Annotated in this window: 18 protein-coding genes and 1 pseudogene; 12 read left to right on the top strand and 7 right to left on the bottom strand. The window is 68.2% G+C overall.

Annotated elements, in window-relative coordinates; all coding sequences use genetic code 11:
• The first annotated feature begins 10 nt into the window (after nt 1–10).
• Nucleotides 11–1,288 (top strand): glycosyltransferase, encoded by a 1,278-nt coding sequence (locus ACVKN3_RS00955; protein WP_354513115.1) that lies wholly within the window; start codon nt 11–13, stop codon nt 1,286–1,288.
• Here the strand turns inward: ACVKN3_RS00955 and ACVKN3_RS00950 are convergent, their stop codons facing one another.
• Nucleotides 1,289–1,939: a DsbA family oxidoreductase gene (locus ACVKN3_RS00950; protein ID WP_285404806.1), complete on the bottom strand. Its 651-nt coding sequence runs from the start codon at nt 1,937–1,939 to the stop codon at nt 1,289–1,291.
• Nucleotides 1,940–2,030: 91 nt separating this feature from the next.
• On the opposite strand from ACVKN3_RS00950, the gene ACVKN3_RS00945 reads away from it, so the two are divergent.
• From ACVKN3_RS00945 to ACVKN3_RS00920, 6 genes are read left to right on the top strand one after another with little or no spacing between them, the layout of a single operon-like run.
• The gene (locus ACVKN3_RS00945; protein ID WP_354513117.1) at nt 2,031–2,780 is read left to right on the top strand and encodes a class I SAM-dependent methyltransferase; all 750 of its coding nucleotides are present in this window, start codon (nt 2,031–2,033) and stop codon (nt 2,778–2,780) included.
• Entirely contained in the window at nt 2,781–3,773 is a 993-nt protein-coding gene (locus ACVKN3_RS00940; RefSeq protein WP_354513118.1) for a phosphotransferase enzyme family protein, read from the top strand. It abuts the gene before it with no gap.
• The gene (locus ACVKN3_RS00935) at nt 3,773–4,615 is read left to right on the top strand and encodes a radical SAM protein (RefSeq protein ID WP_354513120.1); all 843 of its coding nucleotides are present in this window, start codon (nt 3,773–3,775) and stop codon (nt 4,613–4,615) included. The genes ACVKN3_RS00940 and ACVKN3_RS00935 overlap by 1 nt, the downstream gene beginning before the upstream one ends.
• Nucleotides 4,612–5,652 (top strand): asparagine synthase-related protein, encoded by a 1,041-nt coding sequence (locus ACVKN3_RS00930; RefSeq protein ID WP_285404799.1) that lies wholly within the window; start codon nt 4,612–4,614, stop codon nt 5,650–5,652. Before ACVKN3_RS00935 ends, ACVKN3_RS00930 begins: the two co-directional genes overlap by 4 nt.
• Complete coding sequence (gene asnB / locus ACVKN3_RS00925; protein ID WP_354513122.1) at nt 5,652–7,430, top strand: asparagine synthase (glutamine-hydrolyzing); 1,779 nt, start codon at nt 5,652–5,654, stop codon at nt 7,428–7,430. The genes ACVKN3_RS00930 and asnB overlap by 1 nt, the downstream gene beginning before the upstream one ends.
• Nucleotides 7,427–8,632 carry a glycosyltransferase gene (locus ACVKN3_RS00920; protein WP_354513124.1) on the top strand — a complete coding sequence of 402 codons (1,206 nt, stop codon included), beginning with the start codon at nt 7,427–7,429 and terminating at the stop codon, nt 8,630–8,632. Before asnB ends, ACVKN3_RS00920 begins: the two co-directional genes overlap by 4 nt.
• Here the strand turns inward: ACVKN3_RS00920 and ACVKN3_RS00915 are convergent.
• Complete coding sequence (locus ACVKN3_RS00915) at nt 8,589–9,278, bottom strand: cephalosporin hydroxylase family protein (protein WP_354513126.1); 690 nt, start codon at nt 9,276–9,278, stop codon at nt 8,589–8,591. The genes ACVKN3_RS00920 and ACVKN3_RS00915 overlap by 44 nt on opposite strands.
• Nucleotides 9,279–9,292: 14 nt before the next feature.
• Between ACVKN3_RS00915 and ACVKN3_RS00910 the strand changes: the two are divergent.
• Nucleotides 9,293–10,018 (top strand): annotated as a pseudogene (locus ACVKN3_RS00910) (phosphotransferase enzyme family protein); the annotation flags it as partial.
• 236 nt (nt 10,019–10,254) lie between these two features.
• Here ACVKN3_RS00910 and ACVKN3_RS00905 read toward each other — a convergent pair.
• Both ACVKN3_RS00905 and ACVKN3_RS00900 read right to left on the bottom strand, forming a co-directional pair.
• Nucleotides 10,255–10,851 carry a polysaccharide deacetylase family protein gene (locus ACVKN3_RS00905; RefSeq protein WP_456991007.1) on the bottom strand — a complete coding sequence of 199 codons (597 nt, stop codon included), beginning with the start codon at nt 10,849–10,851 and terminating at the stop codon, nt 10,255–10,257.
• Between the two features lie 32 nt (nt 10,852–10,883).
• Nucleotides 10,884–11,933, bottom strand: coding sequence for an SDR family oxidoreductase (locus tag ACVKN3_RS00900; protein WP_354513130.1), 1,050 nt, complete (start codon nt 11,931–11,933; stop codon nt 10,884–10,886).
• A 104-nt stretch (nt 11,934–12,037) separates the two neighbouring features.
• On the opposite strand from ACVKN3_RS00900, the gene ACVKN3_RS00895 reads away from it, so the two are divergent.
• Nucleotides 12,038–12,937, top strand: coding sequence for a LysR family transcriptional regulator (locus ACVKN3_RS00895; protein WP_354513132.1), 900 nt, complete (start codon nt 12,038–12,040; stop codon nt 12,935–12,937).
• A gap of 16 nt (nt 12,938–12,953) precedes the next feature.
• Here the strand turns inward: ACVKN3_RS00895 and ACVKN3_RS00890 are convergent, their stop codons facing one another.
• Both ACVKN3_RS00890 and ACVKN3_RS00885 read right to left on the bottom strand, forming a co-directional pair.
• Nucleotides 12,954–14,531 (bottom strand): adenine nucleotide alpha hydrolase family protein, encoded by a 1,578-nt coding sequence (locus tag ACVKN3_RS00890; RefSeq protein WP_354513134.1) that lies wholly within the window; start codon nt 14,529–14,531, stop codon nt 12,954–12,956.
• A gap of 91 nt (nt 14,532–14,622) precedes the next feature.
• Nucleotides 14,623–14,793, bottom strand: coding sequence for a hypothetical protein (locus ACVKN3_RS00885; protein ID WP_185754379.1), 171 nt, complete (start codon nt 14,791–14,793; stop codon nt 14,623–14,625).
• 454 nt (nt 14,794–15,247) lie between these two features.
• Between ACVKN3_RS00885 and ACVKN3_RS00880 the strand changes: the two genes are divergently transcribed.
• Nucleotides 15,248–16,711, top strand: coding sequence for a neprosin family prolyl endopeptidase (locus ACVKN3_RS00880; protein WP_354513136.1), 1,464 nt, complete (start codon nt 15,248–15,250; stop codon nt 16,709–16,711).
• Between the two features lie 11 nt (nt 16,712–16,722).
• On the opposite strand, the gene ACVKN3_RS00875 is transcribed toward ACVKN3_RS00880, so the two are convergent.
• On the bottom strand, nt 16,723–17,025 hold the full coding sequence (locus ACVKN3_RS00875; protein WP_354513138.1) for a hypothetical protein: 303 nt from the start codon (nt 17,023–17,025) through the stop codon (nt 16,723–16,725).
• Between the two features lie 342 nt (nt 17,026–17,367).
• Between ACVKN3_RS00875 and ACVKN3_RS00870 the strand changes: the two genes are divergently transcribed.
• Together ACVKN3_RS00870 and ACVKN3_RS00865 are read left to right on the top strand one after the other, a co-directional pair.
• Nucleotides 17,368–18,642, top strand: coding sequence for an MFS transporter (locus ACVKN3_RS00870; RefSeq protein WP_354513397.1), 1,275 nt, complete (start codon nt 17,368–17,370; stop codon nt 18,640–18,642).
• The gene (locus ACVKN3_RS00865) at nt 18,639–19,352 is read left to right on the top strand and encodes a TorF family putative porin (RefSeq protein WP_354513140.1); all 714 of its coding nucleotides are present in this window, start codon (nt 18,639–18,641) and stop codon (nt 19,350–19,352) included. Before ACVKN3_RS00870 ends, ACVKN3_RS00865 begins: the two co-directional genes overlap by 4 nt.
• Nucleotides 19,353–19,365 lie beyond the last annotated feature (13 nt).

The following is a 19,365-nucleotide window of genomic DNA, read 5'->3' as shown; positions in this document are numbered from 1 at the left end:
AGGCGGTCCGGTGATCGTTCTGTTCACCCTGGGAACGCGGGGCGACATCCAGCCGTACGTGGGGCTCGGTGTCGGCCTGCAGCGCGCGGGCCACGCCGTGCGCATCGTGACCAGCGAGTCTTTTGCGCCGATGATCCTCGCGGCCGGGCTGGCGTTCGCGCCGCTCACCGGCGACTTCAAGGCGACACTGGCGAGCGACCCCACCCTGTCCGCGCGTCCCGATCGGCTTGTCACGGTGGCCAGGATCTTTCGCGCCCGCTACGCCCAGTGGGCCCGTGACTGGATCGCGCAGGGCCGGGAGGCTTGTCGCTCGGCCACGCTGCTGATCGGCTCGGGCAGTGCCACCCTGCTCGCACGGTCCCTGGCCGAGGCGCACGACCTGCCTTTCGTGGCGGTGCAGTTGCAACCGCTTGCACCCTCGCGGCGGCTGCCGCCGCTGACGTTGGGGGGGAACGGGTTATCCCTGCCCGGCGGCGTCAACCTGGCCCTTTACCGCCTGCTGCGCCTGCTGGTGTGGCGGGTCATGTGCCCCGCGGTGAACGGCGTGGTGCGCCCGGCGCTCGGTCTGCCCCGCTTTCCCTGGCGTGGGCCGCCGCAGGACGGCGTGCATGGGCACGACAAGGTGCTCTACGGCTTCAGCGAGCAGGTGCTGCCCCGTCCGGACGACTGGGAAGATCGCAGCCAGGTGGTCGGCTACTGGTTTCATGACGATCCGTCCTGGGCACCGCCGTCCGCGTTGCAGGCGTTCCTCGATGCGGGGCCGCGTCCGGTCTACATCGGTTTCGGCAGCATGGTCGGTGCGCGATCCCGCGAATTCACCGACACGCTGCTGGACGGCCTGCGCAAGAGTGGGCAACGCGCCGTCCTCGTGACCGGCTGGGGCGGCCTGTCGCCACCGGAGGACATCGACCGCGAACGGGTCTTCGTACTGGACCATGCGCCGCACGACCGACTGCTGCCGCTGATGTCCGCGGCGGTTCACCATGGCGGGGCGGGCACGTCGGCGGCGGCCGCGCGCGCGGGCATTCCGTCGGTGGTGATTCCCTTCTTCGGCGACCAGCCGTTCTGGGCCAGGCGATTGCACGGCCTGGGCGTGGCGCCGCCCCCGCTAGACCGGCGCCGGTTCACCGGCGACGACCTTGCGCACGCCCTCCGCACGACGCAACAGCCCACCATGCAAACGGCGGCCACGACGCTCGGGCAGGCCATCCGGGCGGAAGACAGCGTGGCGCGAACCATCGACCAGCTTCATCGATGGCAGCTGCTGCCGGCCCACGCGGTCGGTTAGTCAGGGCGACTCCTGCGCGATCTTGCGCAGCTGTCGCTCGAATTCCTCCGGCGGCTGCCCGCCGGAGATGAGGTAACGGTCATTCACCACCACGGCCGGCACACCGGTGATGCCACGGCTCTGCCACAACGCTTCGTCGCGACGCACGTCCTCGGCGTAGCGCCCCGTGTCGAGCACTTCCCGCGCCGCCGCGGCATCCAGCCCGACCTCCGCCGCTGCCGCGACCAGCACGTCGCGGTTGCCCGGATCGGCCTGTTCGGTGAAGTTCACTGCGAGCAGCCGCCGCTTCAACGCGTGCTGCATGCCCTGTTCTGCGGCCCAGGCGAGCAGGCGATGCGCATCGAAGGTGTTGTAGATGCGGCTGTCGTCGGAGGTGTTCATGGCGAACCCAACGTCGGCGGCGCGCGCCGTGATGCGTTCCCGGTTCATCCGTACGTCGTCCACCGACATGCCGTACTTGGCGACGATGTGTTCCAGCGTGTTTTCCCCGCCGGGCGGCATCTGCGGGTTGAGCTCGAAGGGATGGAAGGTGATCTGTGCGTCGACCTCGCCGGCCAGCCGCTCCAGCGCGCGCTCCAGCCCACCCAGGCCGATGGCGCACCAGGGGCACGCGATATCCGATACGAAGTCGATCTTCATGGGTTTTGACATGTCGTCACCTGTTCGTCGATGACACGATCGTACACGCCGCGCCGTTATCTTCGATATCATGCCGGCCACGTCACGCAGCCGTCGGCAGGCCATGTCCGCAGGGATTCCACCACTCGACCTGTCGCGTCTGGCTCCCAGCCTCTACGCGCAGGGCACCGAGGAAGCCATCCTCACACGCATCCTGGACCGTGTCGCGCCAGCCAGTCGTTACTGCGTCGATATCGGCGCGAGCGACGGCCTGCGCAACAGCAACACGGCGCTGTTGCTGCGCGAGCAGGGCTGGCTGGGCACCCTCGTGGAAGGCTCGGCATACCGCTTCGGGCGCCTGAAGGAGACCTACGGCGACGCGGGCAACGTGCGCCTGGTCGGCGAGCGCGTCCAGCCCGATACGGTGGACGACCTGCTCGACGCCGCCGGCGTGCCGGCGGTGTTCGACCTGCTCTCGCTGGATATCGACGGCAACGATTACTGGGTATGGCAAGGCATGCAGCGCCATCGCGCACGCCTGGTGGTCGTCGAGTACAACCCGTATTACCCACCGCCGGAGCGCTGGGTCATGGCCTACGACCCCGAACACCACTGGGATGGATCGACTCACTACGGAGCCAGCCTGGCATCGCTGGTGGCCCTGGGCGCCACGCGGGGTTACGAGCTGGTGTGTTGCGACGACATGGGCAACAACGCGTTCTTCGTCGATCGCGCGCTCTACCCCCTGCTGGGCATCGCGAACAACGAGCCGCGCATGCTGTTCCGCCCCGCGATGTACAACCTGCGCTACGTGGGCCACAACCGCTTCCTCACCGGCCATCCCTACCGTTACGGCCCGGGCGAGGCGATCTGAGTGACGTCGTTGCCCACCCTTCCCGCCGCCTACGACCTGCGCCTGCGCGGCGACGGCCAGGCGGTCACCACACGCGTGGCGCGCTGGCGGAGCGACATCGGCGAGGTCGCGGTGAAGACGTTCGCGGCCGCCGATCGGGCACGCGGCGAATGGGAAGCCTGCGTCCTGGCCTTTCTCGGCGAGGGCCCGGCGAGCCCGGACATCCGTGTCCAGACCCTTGTACCCACACGTGACGGTGCAGCATGGGCCGGGCAACCGGACGGTGGCTGCGTTCTGATCACGCAGTGGGAGACGGGCCGTTACCGTGCCTACGACACCTACGCCACGCACGAGTGGGCCGCGCTGGGCCGTGGCCTGGGCGCCCTGCACGCGCGCCTGGACGCGATGCCGGGGCAGGCTCCGCAGACGCTCTCCGCGCGATTGGCCCATATCGATCCCGCGGTGGAGCGCGCGAAGCTGGAGCTGGCGGAGCGCCCGCTTCCTTCCCATCCCCGGATCGACGCCGCCTGGGTGGCGCGCTATCTGGCCCTGTGCCGCGAGATGCTGGCGGCGTGTTATCCCGGGGCCATCGAAGGCTTCCCCACCGACGATACCCAGCGGCCCATCCACAACGACTACAACCAGTTCAATTACCTGTTCGGCGACGCGCTGCCGCCGCTCGTCATCGACTGGGAGGCATCCATCGGCGCACCGCGCGAATTCGAGGTGGTGCGCTGTCTCAACCATCTTCCGCTGCAGGCTCCTGCGCTGGCGCGGGCCTTCGTCCATGCCTATCGGGAACGCCGTCCGCTGCGCGCCGGGCACATGCGCTGGGCGGTGGACGTGGCCTGCCTGATGCACGCCACCAAGCACTGGGTGTTGCAGGGCTGGCTGGACGGCCTGCCGGGCTTCGACCAGCGGCTGCTGGGTGCGATGGAGATGGTGACGCTGCTGGCGCGCGGGCGCGAGCGCCTCGGCGCGTTCTTCGTCGACACCATAGAGGGATCGCACTGATGTCCAGCGAACGGCAACACGTGTTTCCGCCTCCCATGGAGCGGCATTACCCCATCGTGGACGGACGCATCCGCACACGGTCGCTCGAGGCGCACATCGTCGACCACTGCAACCTGACCTGCGTGGAGTGTTGTTCGCTGTCGCCCTTGCTGCCGGCGTGGACAGCCGATCCGGAGACGCTCTGCGCCGACCTGCGCCGCGCCGCGCGCGTGCTGCAACCCCGTGTGTTCAAGCTGGTGGGCGGCGAGCCGACCCTGCATCCCGCGCTTGTCGATATCCTGCAAGCGGTGCGCGGCACCGGCATCGCGCCCACGATCTCGGTCACCACCAACGGGTTGCTGCTGGACAGGATGCCGGACGCGTTCTGGGCCGGCGTGGACGCCCTGACCATCTCGCTGTATCCGCGGCCCCGCCTGTCAGACGAACGCATACGGCACGTGGAAGCCATGGCCGCGCGCTTCGACGTGCGCCTCAATTGGAAGCCGCAGGCGCAGTTCGTCCGGATGACGCGCGACCCCGCCTCCACGGATGTCGCGGAAACGCAGGCGATCTACCACGACTGCTGGCTGCGGGAACGGTGCCACCTGCTGCGCGACGGCATCTTCTACACCTGTACCCGCCCCGCGCATTTCCACACCCTTCACCGCGGGCGCGACGACTTCACGCAGGATGGCCTGCCGCTGCACGATGGCCCCTCGCTCGCCGACGAGATCCACGCGTACCTGTCGCGCGAGGCGCCGCTGCGCGCATGCTTCCACTGCCACGGCGGCAGTGCCGTCATGGAGCCGCACCGCATGATGGGGCGGGCCGAACTCGACGCCGCAAGGGCGCGCTTCGCATGATCCTTCGCGAGCGCGATCCTTTCGGGATCAGGCAGGTCGTCTACCATTCCCGCAGCGCGACGTTCGGCGGCGGCATCCGCGAGCTGTTGCGCCAAGCGCAGCTGCCAACGGGGCCGCTGGACAGCCAGGCGATCGGCGGTTATCTCACCGGCGCACGGTATGCCGATCGCACGATCCTGGCCGACGTCCGGGCTGTGCCTCCCGGCCACGCCCTCGTCGAGGCGAGCGAGGGGCTGGCAGTGATCGAGCGCCCGCTGCGCCGCACCGCGGGCGACCTGGAAACGCTGCTGCTCGACGCCCTGCGCGACGTCCTGGCCGATGGGCGCCCTACCGCCGTCGCACTCAGTGGCGGCCTGGACTCCGCCCTGATCCTGGGCCTGCTGCATGCCCACGGCATCCGTCACCTGCCGGTCTACGTCCTCGCCACCGGCCTGCCCGGCTACGACGAGCGCGAGGCGGCCTGCGACACCGCACGCCGCCGGGGCGTCGAGGTGATCGTGGTCGAGGCCGGTGCGCAGGCCTTCGTCGACGCCCTGCCCGAGGCCATGCGTCATCTGGAGGAACCGCTGTACAACCTGCATCCGGTGGCGAAGCTGCTACTGGCCCGGGCCATGGCGCGCGACGGCATCGTGCGGGCCATCACCGGCGACGGCGTGGACCAGGTGCTGAGGCGTGATCGCTCCGCCGACTACCTGCCTTTGTGCAGGACCCTGTTCGAGGCGGCCGGCGTGCAACTGTCCGCGCCGTTCCTCGCTACGCCCGTGGTGGCGCACCTGTGCTCGTCGCCCGCCGATCCGGACAAGCGCTGCATCCGGCGTCTCGCCCGGCATCACGGTGTATCGCGCGCCCTGACCGAGGGCCCCAAGCGTGCACGACTGGCACCGCCGATGGACCTCGGGCACCTGCTGCCAGCGGCACCCATCCTCGCGCTGGCCTCCGTGCTCGGCCTGCCGTTACCGACACTGGCGACGGATGCGGAACGGGTGCAGTGGGCCACGCTGCTCCTGCTGCTGCGCGACCTGGGCGTTACCGCCTGATGTGCGGCCTGGCGGGGCTGATCCGTTTCGATGGCGGCGCGCGGGGGCAGATCGCGCGCGTGCTGGCCGTGCGTGATCGCCAGCGTCACCGCGGACCGGATGGCGAAGGCCTCTGGCACGACGAGCATGCCGTGCTTGGCCATACCCGGCTCGCCCTGCTGGATGCGCCACATGGCGCCCAGCCCATGGCGAGCCCGGATGGTCGCTACGTGCTCGTCTACAACGGCGAGGTCTACAACCATGACGCCCTGCGCCGCGAGTTGGCGGCGCACTGGTCGTTCCGCTCGTCCAGCGACAGCGAAGTGGTGCTGGCTGCCTACGCCACCTGGGGCGAAGCGTGCGTACCGCGCTTCAACGGCATGTTCGCCTTCCTGGTCTGGGACACGTGGCAACGGCGGGCATTCGCCGCGCGCGATCGCCTGGGCATCAAGCCGTTCGTCTTCATGCAGGACCACGACGAGTTCGTCTTCGCATCGGAAGCCAAGGCGCTCCTGCCCGCCATGCGTACCCGTCCGCGAGCCCACCGGGAAGCAGTGACCGAATACCTGGTGGCGCCGTTCTTCAGCGGCGTGGCGCGACCGATGTTCGACGGCATGGCCTACCTCGCGCCGGGCCACGTGCTGCACCTGACCGCAGACGGCATGCGCACCCGGCCCTGGTGCGTCGAACGCGACCCGCCGCGCACGCGGGCCTCGTGGGCCGACACCGCGCATACGCTGCGCCACCACCTCGACCAGGCCGTGCGGCGCACCCTCATCGCCGACGCGCCGGTGGGCCTGTTCCTCAGCGGCGGGCTGGATTCCACGCTCATCGGTGCGTTGGCGAAGCAGGCAGGCGCGACACCGCAAAGCTTTACCCTCGCCTTCGAGGGGCATGCCACGTACGACTACGCGGCCTCGTTGATCGTCGGTTCGGACGACCAGCCCTACGCGGAACTGGCATCGACGCAGCTGGGCCTGCCACGCACGGACGTCGTACCCCTGCGCGCCACCTTCGCCGACAGCGTGCGTGATGTAGCCATCCAGAACGACGCCCTGCCCGCCTGGGAGCAGGAGGTGGCACAGCACCACCTGGCCCGCACCGCTAGCCGCCGGGTGAAGGCGGTGATGGTCGGGGATGCGGCCGACGAAACGCACTTGGGCTACCACTTCCTGCTCGATCCGCACGCCGTCGCCGATCCGCTGCACGTGTTGCAGCGGCTCACCGGCGATCCGTACCTGCGCCCGGGCCTGCTGGACGCACCACTGGTCCATTTCGCCGGGCTGTATCGCCAGCTGGCCGTGGACGCCGGCCATGCATGGTCGACACCGGGGGATGTCCTGCGCGCCACGCAGTGGCTGGTCCGGCACCGCTGGCTGCAGCGGCTGCTGCACAACGGCGATATCCACGGCATGGCCCATGGCCTGGAAGCCCGCGTGCCGTTCGGCGATACGGATCTGCTGGAGGTCGCCGCATCGGTCTCGCCCGACGACGCGCTGCGCCACGGCGTGGAAAAGGCGCTGCTGCGCGAGGCGGCGCGCGGCCTGGTGCCCGAAGCCATCCGTTGTCGGCGCAAGTCCGCGCTGCCGAAAGACCAGGGCACGGGCGAAGCGATCCGGCGGCACGCGCGCGACACGCTGGCCACCCACGGCGAGCCGGTCGCCGCCGTCATGGACGTGCCGCGCCTGTTGCGCCGCTGTGCGGATGCCCGGCCGCTGGACGAACACGAGCGCGCCGTGATGTTCCGCGCCGCCTCGCTGTCGCACTGGGCGACCCTGCACGACGTGGACATCGCATGAGCCGCATCCTGTTCTGCGTGGTGCCCGAGCGCGGCCACGTCAATCCCTGCATCGGGCCCGCGCTGGCGCTGAAACACGGCGGTCACGCCGTGGCGTTCCACGCACCGGGCGACATTCGTCCACAGCTGGCGCGTGCGGGCGGCTTCGCCTGTTTCGGACCCATCGAATCGCCCCGCCCGGCCGATTGGCGACGTGGCGCCGGCTTCGCCCGGCAGGTACGCGATCCGGCCTGGCTGAGGACGTGGGTCACCTCGCTGTTGCTCGATGGCGTCGAAGCAGAGGTGGCGCGCATCCGCGAAAGCATCCACGCATGGCGCCCGGACGTCGTCGTCATCGATCCGTTGCTCTACGCCGCCGCGATCGCCGCCGGGGCGGAGGGCCTGCCATGGGTCGCGATGTCCAACTCGCTCAACCCCGTGCTTCCGGCGTCGCTGGATTCCGAGCTGCTGCGTACCGTGGCGTCGCTGGCACCACGGCGCGCGGCGTTGTTCGCCGCGCACGGCATGGCGCCCCGGTTCCGCGGCTGCGACGTGCTCTCGCCGTGGCTGACGCTTGCCTTCGCGACCGAGCACTTCGTCGGCGTTGCACCGGCGGGTGTCACGCTGGTGGGCCCGTCGCTTCCGCCGGGCGCACGCGGCGACGAGCCCGCGTTCGACGGCGACAGCCTCGATAGCAGCCTGCCGCTGGTCTATATGTCGCTGGGCAGCCAGATCTACTACCAGCCAGGGATGTTCGCGACGGTGATCGACGCCGTGCGCGACCGGCCGCTGCAACTGCTGCTGTCCGTGGGCGACCTGATCGACACGGATGTCTTGCCACCGTTGCCCGGCAACGTGCGGGCCGTGCGCTACGCGCCCCAGCTGGCGATGCTGGAACGCGCCTCCCTTTTCATCACCCACGGGGGCGCCAATTCGGTCATGGAAGCGTTGTCCTTCGGCGTGCCGATGATCGTCTCCCCGCTGTGCAACGACCAGTTCCACCAGGTGCACTTCATCGAACAGGCGGCGGTGGGACGGCATCTCGACCTGCGCCATGCGTCGGTCGGACAGACCGCACAGACCATCGAAGCGATGCTCGGCTTGCCCGGGCTACGGGAGAACGCTGCAAGGGTCGCGCACGGCTATCGCCGCTCCGGTGCCGACGAGGCGGCGCGCCTGATCAGTCGGCTCGCCGAAGAAACCCGTCGGGCGACAGGGTCATGATCACCCGGTCCTCGATCTCGTGATCCACGACGAAGCGCGGGTCTTCCGCCAGGAACGCCTGAGTGGCCGTGGCCGGGTTGTTGCCCCTGCCGTACGGCTTGCCGGCAAAGGTCTCCGGCGGCAGGTGTTCCATGATCGTATCCATCACCACGACATAACTGCCCGGTGTGACCCAGGGCGCATAGGTGCGCAATTCGCCCAGTACGTGCTCGTGGGTGTGCGTGAGGTCCAGCACGAGCATGACCGGCGACCGCTCACCGACCAACGTCTTCACCGCGGCCACCGTGGCGTCCTCCAGCGGGTGGCCTTCCACCAGGTGTATCCGCTCGGCCAGGCGATGCGCCGCGAGTCGCTCGCGCACCTCGGGGCGAAGCCGCGGCTCGATCGCCACGACGATACCGTCCTCGCCCACCAGCTCCAGCATCGAGGCAGTGAACACCGCACCGCCACCGGCCGCGACGCCGGTCTGCACGATGCAGCGTGGCCTGATGCGCCAGACCAGTTCCTGGATGGCCAGCATGTCGCCCGGAAGATGGAAGAACCGCTCGCCCAGCCAGCGGGTGTGGAACAGGTGATCGGTTTCGCCCGCGCGGGTCAGCCAGGCGAGGGTGAGATCGCGCATGCGCGTGGCGATGCGTTCGGACATGGCAAGGGGCTTCCATGGACGGCGTGACGGAGGGCGCATTGCGCCAGATGCTGCAACGCGCCTGGGGATGGGGCGAGGTGCGTCTGGTCCCTCTGACGGGCGGTCATACTAACAGGTCGTTCCTCGTCCACGGCGACGCCCCGCCCTGTGTCGCGCGCCTGTCGTGGGCGGGGAAAGCGGCGGCCCAGGTGGATCGGGAAGCGCGGATGCTCGCGCTGGTCGCCCAGGGCCTGCACGCGATCGCCGTGCCCACCACCGTTCCCACGCTGCATGGCGCCGGCCATGTCACGACGGCGGCAGGTCAGTGGCTGCACGTCTTCGAACGCATCGAGGGAACCAGCGGCTTGCCGTCCGGCGTGCCGGACGCCTGCGTGCAGGCCATGCGTGCCCTGGCGTCGTTGCATGACGTGCTGGCACGCGCCGACATCGATACCGGCAACCCTGTTGCATGGCTGCTCACCCGCTACCGACGGGTGCGCTCGCGCGGCATGCCGCCCTGCATGGACGGCCTTGTGCCGGGGCGCGAGTACGACGATGTGCTGACGCACGCAGGTGACTGCCTGGCCCGGGCATCGACATCGGCATGGGCCGCGCAGCGGATACAGTGGCTGCATGGCGACGTCCATGCGGGAAACCTGCTCTTCGACGGAGGTCGGCTACGCGGGATCGTCGATTTCGACGAGGTGGGGCAAGGTTCCGCGTGGCTGGAAGCGGCCTTCGCGGCGTTTGCACTCAGCCGCGACGCGACCTGCGAGGACGCCTTCCGCTTCGATGCGATCGCCTGGGAACGATCGATGGGCAGCTACGCGTGGTCCCGAAGCATGGGCGATGTGGCGATGTGGATCGCCCACCGTGATGTCCTGGCTACGCTGTTCTGTGTCGACCAGGTGCTGATCCACCTGGAAGCCGCGCAACGCGGCCTGTGGATACCCGGTCCCGGCATGGGTTTCCTCGGCGGCTGGCAAACGCTGCTGGCTCAGGCCTCACCGGCCAGTGCCGCCGGCGACGCCAGCCAGCGTCGCACCGCTTCGACCGTGACATCCCTCGTCTCGGCGCAGGGCGACCCATCGTGCAGGCAAACGACCGCATCCTCGCCGGCCGCCGACTGATCCGTCACATGCGCACGCAGCCGGCCGGCAAGCTGCGCCGGGCAAGGCGCGGGCTGTAGCCAGTCTTCGAACAGGGCCGTCCACCCGACGTGCTCTCGACCCAGTCGTGCCAGCACACGCAACCGTGTATCGCCGTCCTGCGCCCCATACGGCAACCGCAGGGGAACGACGGCCGGCGGCTTCCTGCCTGTCGCGGCGTAGACACCGTGAATCAATGCATCGGTGGCCGCGATCTCCTCGGCCAGTGACGCGTCGGTCAGTTCGCCATCGCGTGCATGCGACCAAGTGTGATTGCCTATCGCATGGCCCTCGTCGAGCATGCGCACGAGCACGTCGCACCGCTCGGCCGCATGCCGACCGAGGACGAAGAAGGTCGCCTGCCGACCGGTGTCGCGAAGCACATCCAGCAAGGCGGTGGTCGACGGGCCGGGGCCGTCGTCGAAGGTCAGGCGGATCGCTGTCATGCGCTGATGGTAGCGCGCCTCCCGTGCCGCCATCAGGGGATGATCCCGCGCTCCCGGAACCGCGAGAACAGGCGGAAGAACATCGCGGCGGTGTCCTCGTAGGCGTGGAAGCCCGCACGCCGCGCCTTCGAACCGTCGCCGAACATGTCCCATGTCCACGAGAACACGAAGTCCGCGAAGGGCCAGGCCGCCACGTGATCCATGGGCAGCGGCGGCAGGCCATGCCGCTCCCGCAGCGCATCCCAGGTGCCGGCCCTGTCCGGCATCACCTCGGCCAGCGACATCGCCATCGGCGGCGCGGCCTCCATGCCGAACCATGCGGCCAGGCGGGGCCACAGATCGCACCAGCGCACCACATCGCCGTTACCGATGTTCCATGCCTGGTTACCCGGCGCGTCGGTGGCGGCCCAGCATGCCGCATTCGCCAGCAGGCCGGCGTCGGTGAATTCGATCAGGCGGGTGTAGGCCTGGGCATTGCCGGGGAAACGCAACGGCACGTCCAATGCCTTCGACACGGACGCGTAGACGGCGATGGCCAGCGCGAGGTTGAGCGGGCTGCCCACCGCATCGCCGCCGACCACGGCCGGACGCAACGCCGACCAGGTCCATGTGCCGGCGGCGCCGACGCGTTCCAGCAGGCGTTGCTGCGCGGTCATGAACTCCGTCGGCAGGATCGGCGGATCGTCCTCGCGCGCCGGTGTCCGGAACGGCCCCAGGTGGGCACCGTAGACCTTGTAGCCCTGCATGATCGATACGTGGCGCAGGCCGTCCGCCACCGGCAGCAACCCGTCGAGCAGGTTTTCCAGCATCGTCATGTTCGGTCCGAGCAGGCCCGGCCAGGTTGGGCTGTCCTGGTAGGCACTGTAGAAGACGTGGGTCACCTCACGCGCCTCGCGCAGTGCGAGCCGGCTGGCGGAGCGGTCCAGCAGGTCGACGGCCAGGGCATGGTGGGGGCTGTTGGCCTCGCCGCCGCGCCGTGACGCGGTGAGGATCGCCCACTCCGGTTGCGCGGCGAGATGGCGTGTCAGCTGGCTGCCGATGACGCCATGGGCGCCGACGATGAGGGCGGTGTGGGAAGGCATGTGCTTGGTTCCACGGGAAGGAACCGCCAGCGTATTCAGTGGACCTGGCAATGATTAGTGGCCCATCCGGGCTTACACTTATAAGACATTGCAATGGAACACCGATGGATCGCCTTCTCGCCATGCAGGTCTTCGTCCGCGTCGCCGAGCGGGGCAGCTTCTCCGCGGCCGCCCGGGCCATGGGTATCAGCCAGCCATCGGCAAGCCAGCAGGTCGCCGCCCTGGAGGCCGAACTGGGCGCGCGACTCATTCATCGCACCACCCGGCGCCTGACCCTTACCGACGCAGGGTCGCGCTACCTCGAACAGGCGACGGTCGTGCTCGATGCCCTGGCGGCCGCCGACGCCGCCGTGAAAGACGACCCGAAGCAGCTGCACGGTCGCTTGCGCATCCAGGCGCCGAGCGGCATCGGGCAGCAGCTGGTGGCACCGTTACTGATGGCCTTCCAGGCGGAGCATCCCGATGTCCGGGTGGAACTGGCGCTCGACGACCGCATCGCCGACGTCGTGGCGGAGGGTGTGGACCTGGCGATCAGGCTGGGCCCCTTGCCGCCGAATGGGCTGGTCGCACGACACATCGGCCAGGTCGAACGCGCCCTCGTGGCATCACCCGACTACCTTGCCCGGCACGGTACCCCGCGTACGCCGGACCAGCTCCGGCTCCACCCGCACATCCGCTTCAGCGGCAGCGTCGACCACCCGCTCAGGCTCACCGGACCGGACGGACCGGTCACCCTCGCCGTGTCGCCGGGCTTCGTGGCCAACAACAGTTTCGTGCTGATTGCCGCGCTGGTCGCAGGTCGCGGCATCGGTGGCGTGCAGCTGCCGCTCGTGCGTGACGAACTGGCGTGCGGCACGTTGGTACGCGTGCTCGACGGGTTCGCCTATCCGCCGCTGGACATGCACCTGGTGCTGCCGACGCGCCGCCACGTGCCATCGATCGTCAGGGCCTTCATGACGCGCGTCGAAGCGGCCGCCGACGCCGCATGTCGTGCCGGCGCATGACCGGACCCGGTACGTCTCACGCCGTCTGCCGCGCAAGGCGCTCCAGCCAGAGGAAGTTCGCCAGGGCGGAGGTCGCCCCATGGGATCGGGTACGCACCACGGTGTCCAATAACGCGACGACCGCTCGCGGTTCGACCAGCCCGATATCGGCCAGCGCGCACTGGGAGAGTTGCGCGGTCAGCGAAGGGGCATGCCGGGCGATCAACGGCGGCAGGACGTGGGCGAAGGTTTCCTTGCTGTATCCCGGCGGAAACACGTCGGCGCCCAATTGCGAGGCGAGGTAGCGTCGCATCACCTCCCTGCCCCGTCGGCTGGCCCGTGGCAACCGGTGGCAGAACGCCACCAGCTGCGGATCCCCCAGCGGTGCGACGGGCCATTGGCCATGGCGCAACATATCCGGCGCACGACAGGCGTTGGCGAGCAGCGATGTCATCGGTACGGGGCCGGCTGGCGCGTCGAACGTGCGCAGGCTGCGTGCCGATTCGAGCGCCCGCGGCGTAAGCAACCCTGCGGCACAGGTCGCGGCCTCGCCGACCCAGCCCGGGTCTGTCGCCATGCCGGATGACGCTTCGCCGGCGTACGCGGGAAACAGTTCGTCGCCGCCGACGCCGGTGAAAAGGGTATCGCGCCCTTCCGATCGCGCCGACGACCACAGCGCCATGCAGGCTTCGAGATAGAACTCGCGATAGAACCCTTGCGCGTCCAAGGGCGCCATGTCGAGATCGGGAGGCCAGGCGGCAATATCGACGGTAGCATCCGCCAGCCCAAGGCGCTCGACGATGAGGGAGCGACGCGGTACCTGCGCGTCGCGTACCTCGCCATCCAGCAGGATGCCCCGGCTGGCGAGGGGCGGGCCCAGCGATCGCAGGACCGTGGCCACGGTCGCGGAATCCATCCCGCCACTGAGTTCCACCGTCGCATGCTCCCCGACGGGTCGTGCCGCGGCGCTACGCCGCAAGGCGGCCTCGAAGGCGGGCAGGTCGTCCTGCCCCTCCCGATCCTCGCGCGGGACGCTGGGTGCCACCGGGTCGGGATACCGCAGGTTGGCCCTGCCCGGCTCGACGTAAAGCGACGCGCGCTCGGTGAGCATCGTGACGCCGCTGTACGGCTGCCGCGCGGCATACATGGTATGCATCGCCAGACGATGACTGACGACTTCCGTATCCAGGGCCATGGGGAGCGCGGCGAAGTCGGCGGAATCCCACGACACCGTAATCCGGTCCTTCGTCGCCCGTGCATACACGGGGGCCGATCCGAGCATGCCCGCCCGTATCCGCAGGCGGCAGCCGACACGTGCCACCTCCACCATCACGTAATCGAGCGGCCAGAGCACGCACCCCTGGTAAAGGTGATGGAACGCGTCCTCATCCACGTGCCTCGTCGCGCAGGGCTCGCCGGCGAACGCAGCAAGGCCATCGGTGCCCGCCTGTCGTTCCCGCACGACGAGGAACCAGCGATCCGTCGTGACGACCAGGCAGGATTCCAGCATGCGGTGCGCGTAGGGCGTGATCCGGCTGGGTCCGACGACCACCGATCCATCGTGCCAGGATGGCGACAGCGAGAGGTCGTGCAGTGCGATGTCCGCCTTGATCAAACCATGGCCCCCTTCATGAGAAAGCCGCTCCCAGGAGGGAGCGGCCCGATGGTCACGATACCGCGCTGTCGCGCGGATCATCGGCTGGCGATCAGCCCCAGTCGCCACCACCGCGCGATCCGATGCGACCGATATCGCCGGTGTCGTCGATCTTCGGTTCGTGCTTGAACGCCGCCATCGTACGTTGCAGCGGGCCGTCCATCGGTATCCCGAACGGATTCATCATTCCTGTGTCTTGCATGGCGAGATCACGCTGGTCCATGAAAATGCTCCACTGGGTGAGGCCGCGGTAGCGCGGCTCGACGAAGCTAGCACGGGGTATCGCCGACGAACCGCCCCCTGCCTACGGGTTGCTGAAAACCGGCATCCATTGCCGAAAACGTGCTTTTCCGGCCGGACGAGGCAAGCACGGGAAAGCCGTCGTCGCCCGGGGCGTTCGGCACATCCGACGACGATCCGTGCATGACCGCAAACGAAGGCTTTCCCGCGGCTTTCCACGGCACGAAAACGCATACGGATCACCGTGTATCCACGCGCCATGCGAGATCCCGGTCACACTTTCCTACCGGATGGCGGCACTAAGCTCGGCGCGCCTTACACGTCGAAGCCGACGTGCCGGGCATCACCCAGGGTACCCACGATCACCACCACGAACCCCCACCCGGCCTGACGACAGGCGGCCGGTCCCTTCGCTATGCGTCAAAGGATGCCTGACCATGCCTTCCCGATACAGTTCCGGCGTGAACTTCCCGTTCGTCCATCTCACCGCGGCGCTCGCCCTCGCGCTGGCCGTCGGCTTGCCTGCCGCGGCACGTGCCTCATCCGCCGTCGCCACCGTTCACGCCGACTTCGTCGATACGATGATGCCGCCACTGACGTCGCCACGGACGTCGTCGCTGTCCGTCACCCGCCAGGACGCGATTGTCGCCGCCGCGGCACCTGCGGCATTCGTCGCCTTCCTGGACGAGGTCTCCAACGCCCGATACGCCAACGTTTCCCATGCGGCCGGCCTTTCCGAGTCCGCTTTCGATGACATGCGCCACTACCTGCGTAACCGCTACGACGGTGTGACCGTGGTCCGTTCGTTCGCTGAACAGGGGACCTTCTACGACTGTATTCCCACGGGGCAGCAGCCGGCCTTGCGCGATGGCAGCGGTATCGCCGCACCACCGGCGTCGAGTCCGATCGCTACGCATGCACCGAGCACGGCATCGACGGCGGCGTCGACATGCCCGGCAGGCAGCATCCCGCTGGAACGCGTGGGCCTGGACCAGCTCACCCGCTTTCCCAGCCTGAAAGCGTTCTTCGCCAGGAGCCCCACGCCGGGAGCACACCGGCAGGCGTCGCGGTTCGCCACCGCCGATGCCTCGTCGACGCATCACTACGCCTCGATGTTCGCCAGCATGGGTGGCGCGGAAATCGCCGGTGCCGGTGCCGACCTGAATATCTGGAACCCGGCCTTTGTCACCTCGAACGACTACATGTCGATCAGCCAGATATGGCTCGACGGGGCGAGCAGCAGCAACCAGACGCAGACCCTGGAAGTGGGCTGGCAACGTCGGCCCAGCTACGGCACCTGGGGTAACCAATCCATCCTGTTCGTCTACTCGACGCAGGACGGCTACGTCAGCACCGGCTGCCACAACCTGGAATGCGGCGAGTTCGTGCAGGTGGCATCGGGGAATGTGTTCGGCGTGTCCTTCGCCTCCAGCCGTTACAGCAGCACCAACGGTGCGCAGGGCGTGGTGAAGGTGGCCTACCAGCGCAATGCCGACGGCAACTGGTGGCTCAACGTCGATGGCACCTGGGTGGGGTATTACAAGGCGGCGCTGTACTCGGGCGACCTTGCCACGACAAGCACCAACACCGCATTCACCGCCGGCGGCGAGACGTACGCCAATGGTGGCGGCGCAAGCACTCCCATGGGCAGCGGCGTGTTCGCGGCCAATGGCTATCGCAAGGCGGCCTTCCAGGCCAACCACTTCTATATCGACAGTGCCCTTGCTTCGCACGCCGTCACGCAACTGTCGAGCGTGGTCGTCAGCGATCCCGCGTGTTACACGATCGCGTTTGCCGGACAGCGTTACGGGGGCGTCGTGCCCGGGGCCAGCACGATCGCGCCGTCACCGGAAATGACCACCGGTGAAGGTTTCTACTTCGGTGGGCCTGGTTGCCACTGAACGACGAAGACTCAGTCAGGCTCGCCCCGGTGGTCGGTGTCCAGCCAGCCCCGGGGCCGGTTCATCGCCCACTCCACCTCGCGTGCTTCCTCGTCCGTCAGGCCACCACCACCGATCGCGCGTTGCAGCGCCTCGCGCGACAGGCCCAGCAGCTTCGATTTCCGTATACGGGGCTCCAGGCCGTCAGGGCCCAGTTCTTCCATCAGGCTGACGAGGTTCGCACGACGAATGCGCTGCAGATGCAGCATCGAGTCGATGTCCGCCGTGACCTGCGCGGACGGAAATACGTCCGCGCCGGACGACGTTTCCGGCATGGGGGGATGTGATCGGGAAAGATTCATCACGATCTGGCCTGCTGCAATAAGCGGGACTCCGCGCCGCTAAGCTAGCGACATTCGGCAGCGATTGCTCGCCGGAAATAGGCATTACCGCTGCGGACTTCCGCACAGTCGGATAGCTGCTGCGACACGTATTGCAATCGATTGCTCTTTAAGCGAGCCTTCGCGCGGCACGACGGCCCCGCTCAGCCGCAAACCTGTCATCGACAGCGAGCGCACGCTGGACCGTCACTGGCGCTACCCTGTCCTTTCGGTGTCTCCACCATGCGTGCGCGTACTGCCATCCCGTTTCGCCCCCTTGTCGCCGGCCCGCGGACGATGCGGCTATGGCAGATCCTCAACATGAATGTCGGCTTCTTCGGTATCCAGTTCGGGTTCGGCCTGCAGCAGGGCTTCATGAGCCCGATCTACAAATACCTTGGCGCCGACGACGCCTCCCTGCCGCTCCTGTGGCTGGCGGGTCCCGTCACAGGCCTGCTGATCCAGCCCCTGATCGGTGCGCTCAGCGATCGCACGACGTCACGTTTCGGTCGCCGTACGCCGTATTTCGTGGTTGGCGCGATCCTGTGCAGCGCCTGCCTGTTCGCCCTGCCCGGCAGCGGCACCCTGTGGATGGCCGCCGGTCTGCTCTGGGTACTGGATGCGGCCGCTAACGTGACGATGGAGCCCTACCGCGCCTTCGTCAACGACATGCTGCCACCCGCGCAGCACGCCGTCGGGTTCATGGTGCAGAGCGCCTTTACCGGCCTGTCGCAGACGCTGGCCTACCTGATGCCCTCCGTGCTGGTGATGCTCGGCATGCATGCGGACCGGACCAACGCACAGGGCGTGCCGGCCGCGGTGGAAGCAGCCTTCATCATCGGCGGCGTGGTATCGGTGGCCTCCATCGCCTGGTCGGTCTACACCACACGCGAGTCACCCGTGGTGCCCGACGAGGCGACGTCGCTATCGCTGCGTACGGCCGCTCTGGACGTATGGAGCGCTGTGCGCGACATGCCCGCCACCATGCGCCAACTCGCCGCGATGATGCTGTTCCAGTGGTATGCAATGTTCTGCTATTGGCAGTACATCGCCCTGTCCCTCGCACGCACGTTGTACGGCACCACGAATGCGCACGATCCGCACTTCACCGATGCCACGCTGCTGAGCGGACGTATCGGCGGCGCCTATAACTTCGTCGCCTTCGTCATGGCGTTCGCCGTGCTGCCACTGCTTCGCCGTGTAGGCCCTGCACGCCTGCATGCCGCGTCGCTCCTGCTCGGCGGGCTGGGTATCGTGGCAGTGCCCGGCATCACCACACCGTGGCTGCTTATCGTGCCCATGATCGGCCTGGGCATCGCCTGGGCCAGCATGATGGGCAACCCCTACGCGATGCTGGCGTCGTCCATTTCCCGCGAGCGCGCAGGCGTCTATATGGGGATATTCAACACCTTCATCGTCGTACCGATGCTCATCCAGGTGCTCACCGTGCGGGTCTTCTATCGCCTTCTCGGCAACGATCCACGGCACATACTGCTGCTGGCGGGCGTGGCGCTGTGTATCGCGGCTGTTCTGGCCTGGCGTGTGCGTGCCCCGGCGGTCCTCACGGTTTGAAGAAACGAGTTCGCGCGGCCCTGCTCGTCGCCTGTACGCCATTCGCTTTCGACTCGACCCGCGCCTCGGCCGACGCGTGGCACGGGACGGTCGGCGTCAGTTCCCAACTGGTCGGGCTCGGCGTTGCCATGGCCGGGCGAGGCCCGGTCATCCAGGCGAACGAAACGCGCGTCAGCACGTCGGGATGGTCCGTCGGCGCCTCTGGCAGCTACCAGGCCGGGCGCCCCCGCCACGCACTCGAAGCCATTCTCCAGGCCGGCAAGGCATGGGCGCTGTCGGACCGTTGGGATATGCAGGCGGCAGTCGCGCACTACCGCTATCCCACCAGCGATCGCATGTCACGCACGCTCGACCAGACACAAATGGGTGCGACAGCGATCTATCGTGACGTGTTCAGCCTGAGCCTGTGGAGCGTGTCGCTGGCACACGGCTCGCCGCGCCCGCATGCGGAAGTCGATGCGGCGTTCCATTGGCCGCTGACGGCGTATCTTTCGCTGGATACGGCGGTGGGCGAGGCGCAATATCTTGCTCCTCGCCACTGGTATGCGAACAACCAGAGACCGCGGTGGTTCGCCTATGGTCACGTCGGTCTCGACTGGAACCGGATGGCCTGGCACGTAGCGGTGCAGCGCATCGCCAGCAACTTCCATCGTCCGCTGCACGATTATCGTGTGGCGCCGTGGGTAGCGACGGTCAGTCGTGATTTCTGACATGCACCACCGG

Source organism: Luteibacter sp. PvP120 (assembly GCF_054055715.1).
The sequence above is the reverse complement of the archived record's forward strand: the minus strand, read 5'-3'. Positions and strand labels throughout refer to the sequence as shown.

What these genes read in the sequence shown, in the direction of transcription:
- ACVKN3_RS00950 (WP_285404806.1), bottom strand. Translation starts at nt 1,939, where the DNA reads ATGTCAAAACCCATGAAGATCGACTTCGTATCGGATATCGCGTGCCCC.
- ACVKN3_RS00945 (WP_354513117.1), top strand. Translation starts at nt 2,031, where the DNA reads ATGTCCGCAGGGATTCCACCACTCGACCTGTCGCGTCTGGCTCCCAGC.
- ACVKN3_RS00935 (WP_354513120.1), top strand. Translation starts at nt 3,773, where the DNA reads ATGTCCAGCGAACGGCAACACGTGTTTCCGCCTCCCATGGAGCGGCAT.
- ACVKN3_RS00930 (WP_285404799.1), top strand. Translation starts at nt 4,612, where the DNA reads ATGATCCTTCGCGAGCGCGATCCTTTCGGGATCAGGCAGGTCGTCTAC.
- asnB (WP_354513122.1), top strand. Translation starts at nt 5,652, where the DNA reads ATGTGCGGCCTGGCGGGGCTGATCCGTTTCGATGGCGGCGCGCGGGGG.
- ACVKN3_RS00920 (WP_354513124.1), top strand. Translation starts at nt 7,427, where the DNA reads ATGAGCCGCATCCTGTTCTGCGTGGTGCCCGAGCGCGGCCACGTCAAT.
- ACVKN3_RS00915 (WP_354513126.1), bottom strand. Translation starts at nt 9,278, where the DNA reads ATGTCCGAACGCATCGCCACGCGCATGCGCGATCTCACCCTCGCCTGG.
- ACVKN3_RS00905 (WP_456991007.1), bottom strand. Translation starts at nt 10,851, where the DNA reads ATGACAGCGATCCGCCTGACCTTCGACGACGGCCCCGGCCCGTCGACC.
- ACVKN3_RS00900 (WP_354513130.1), bottom strand. Translation starts at nt 11,933, where the DNA reads ATGCCTTCCCACACCGCCCTCATCGTCGGCGCCCATGGCGTCATCGGC.
- ACVKN3_RS00895 (WP_354513132.1), top strand. Translation starts at nt 12,038, where the DNA reads ATGGATCGCCTTCTCGCCATGCAGGTCTTCGTCCGCGTCGCCGAGCGG.
- ACVKN3_RS00885 (WP_185754379.1), bottom strand. Translation starts at nt 14,793, where the DNA reads ATGGACCAGCGTGATCTCGCCATGCAAGACACAGGAATGATGAATCCG.
- ACVKN3_RS00880 (WP_354513136.1), top strand. Translation starts at nt 15,248, where the DNA reads ATGCCTTCCCGATACAGTTCCGGCGTGAACTTCCCGTTCGTCCATCTC.
- ACVKN3_RS00875 (WP_354513138.1), bottom strand. Translation starts at nt 17,025, where the DNA reads ATGCCGGAAACGTCGTCCGGCGCGGACGTATTTCCGTCCGCGCAGGTC.
- ACVKN3_RS00870 (WP_354513397.1), top strand. Translation starts at nt 17,368, where the DNA reads ATGCGGCTATGGCAGATCCTCAACATGAATGTCGGCTTCTTCGGTATC.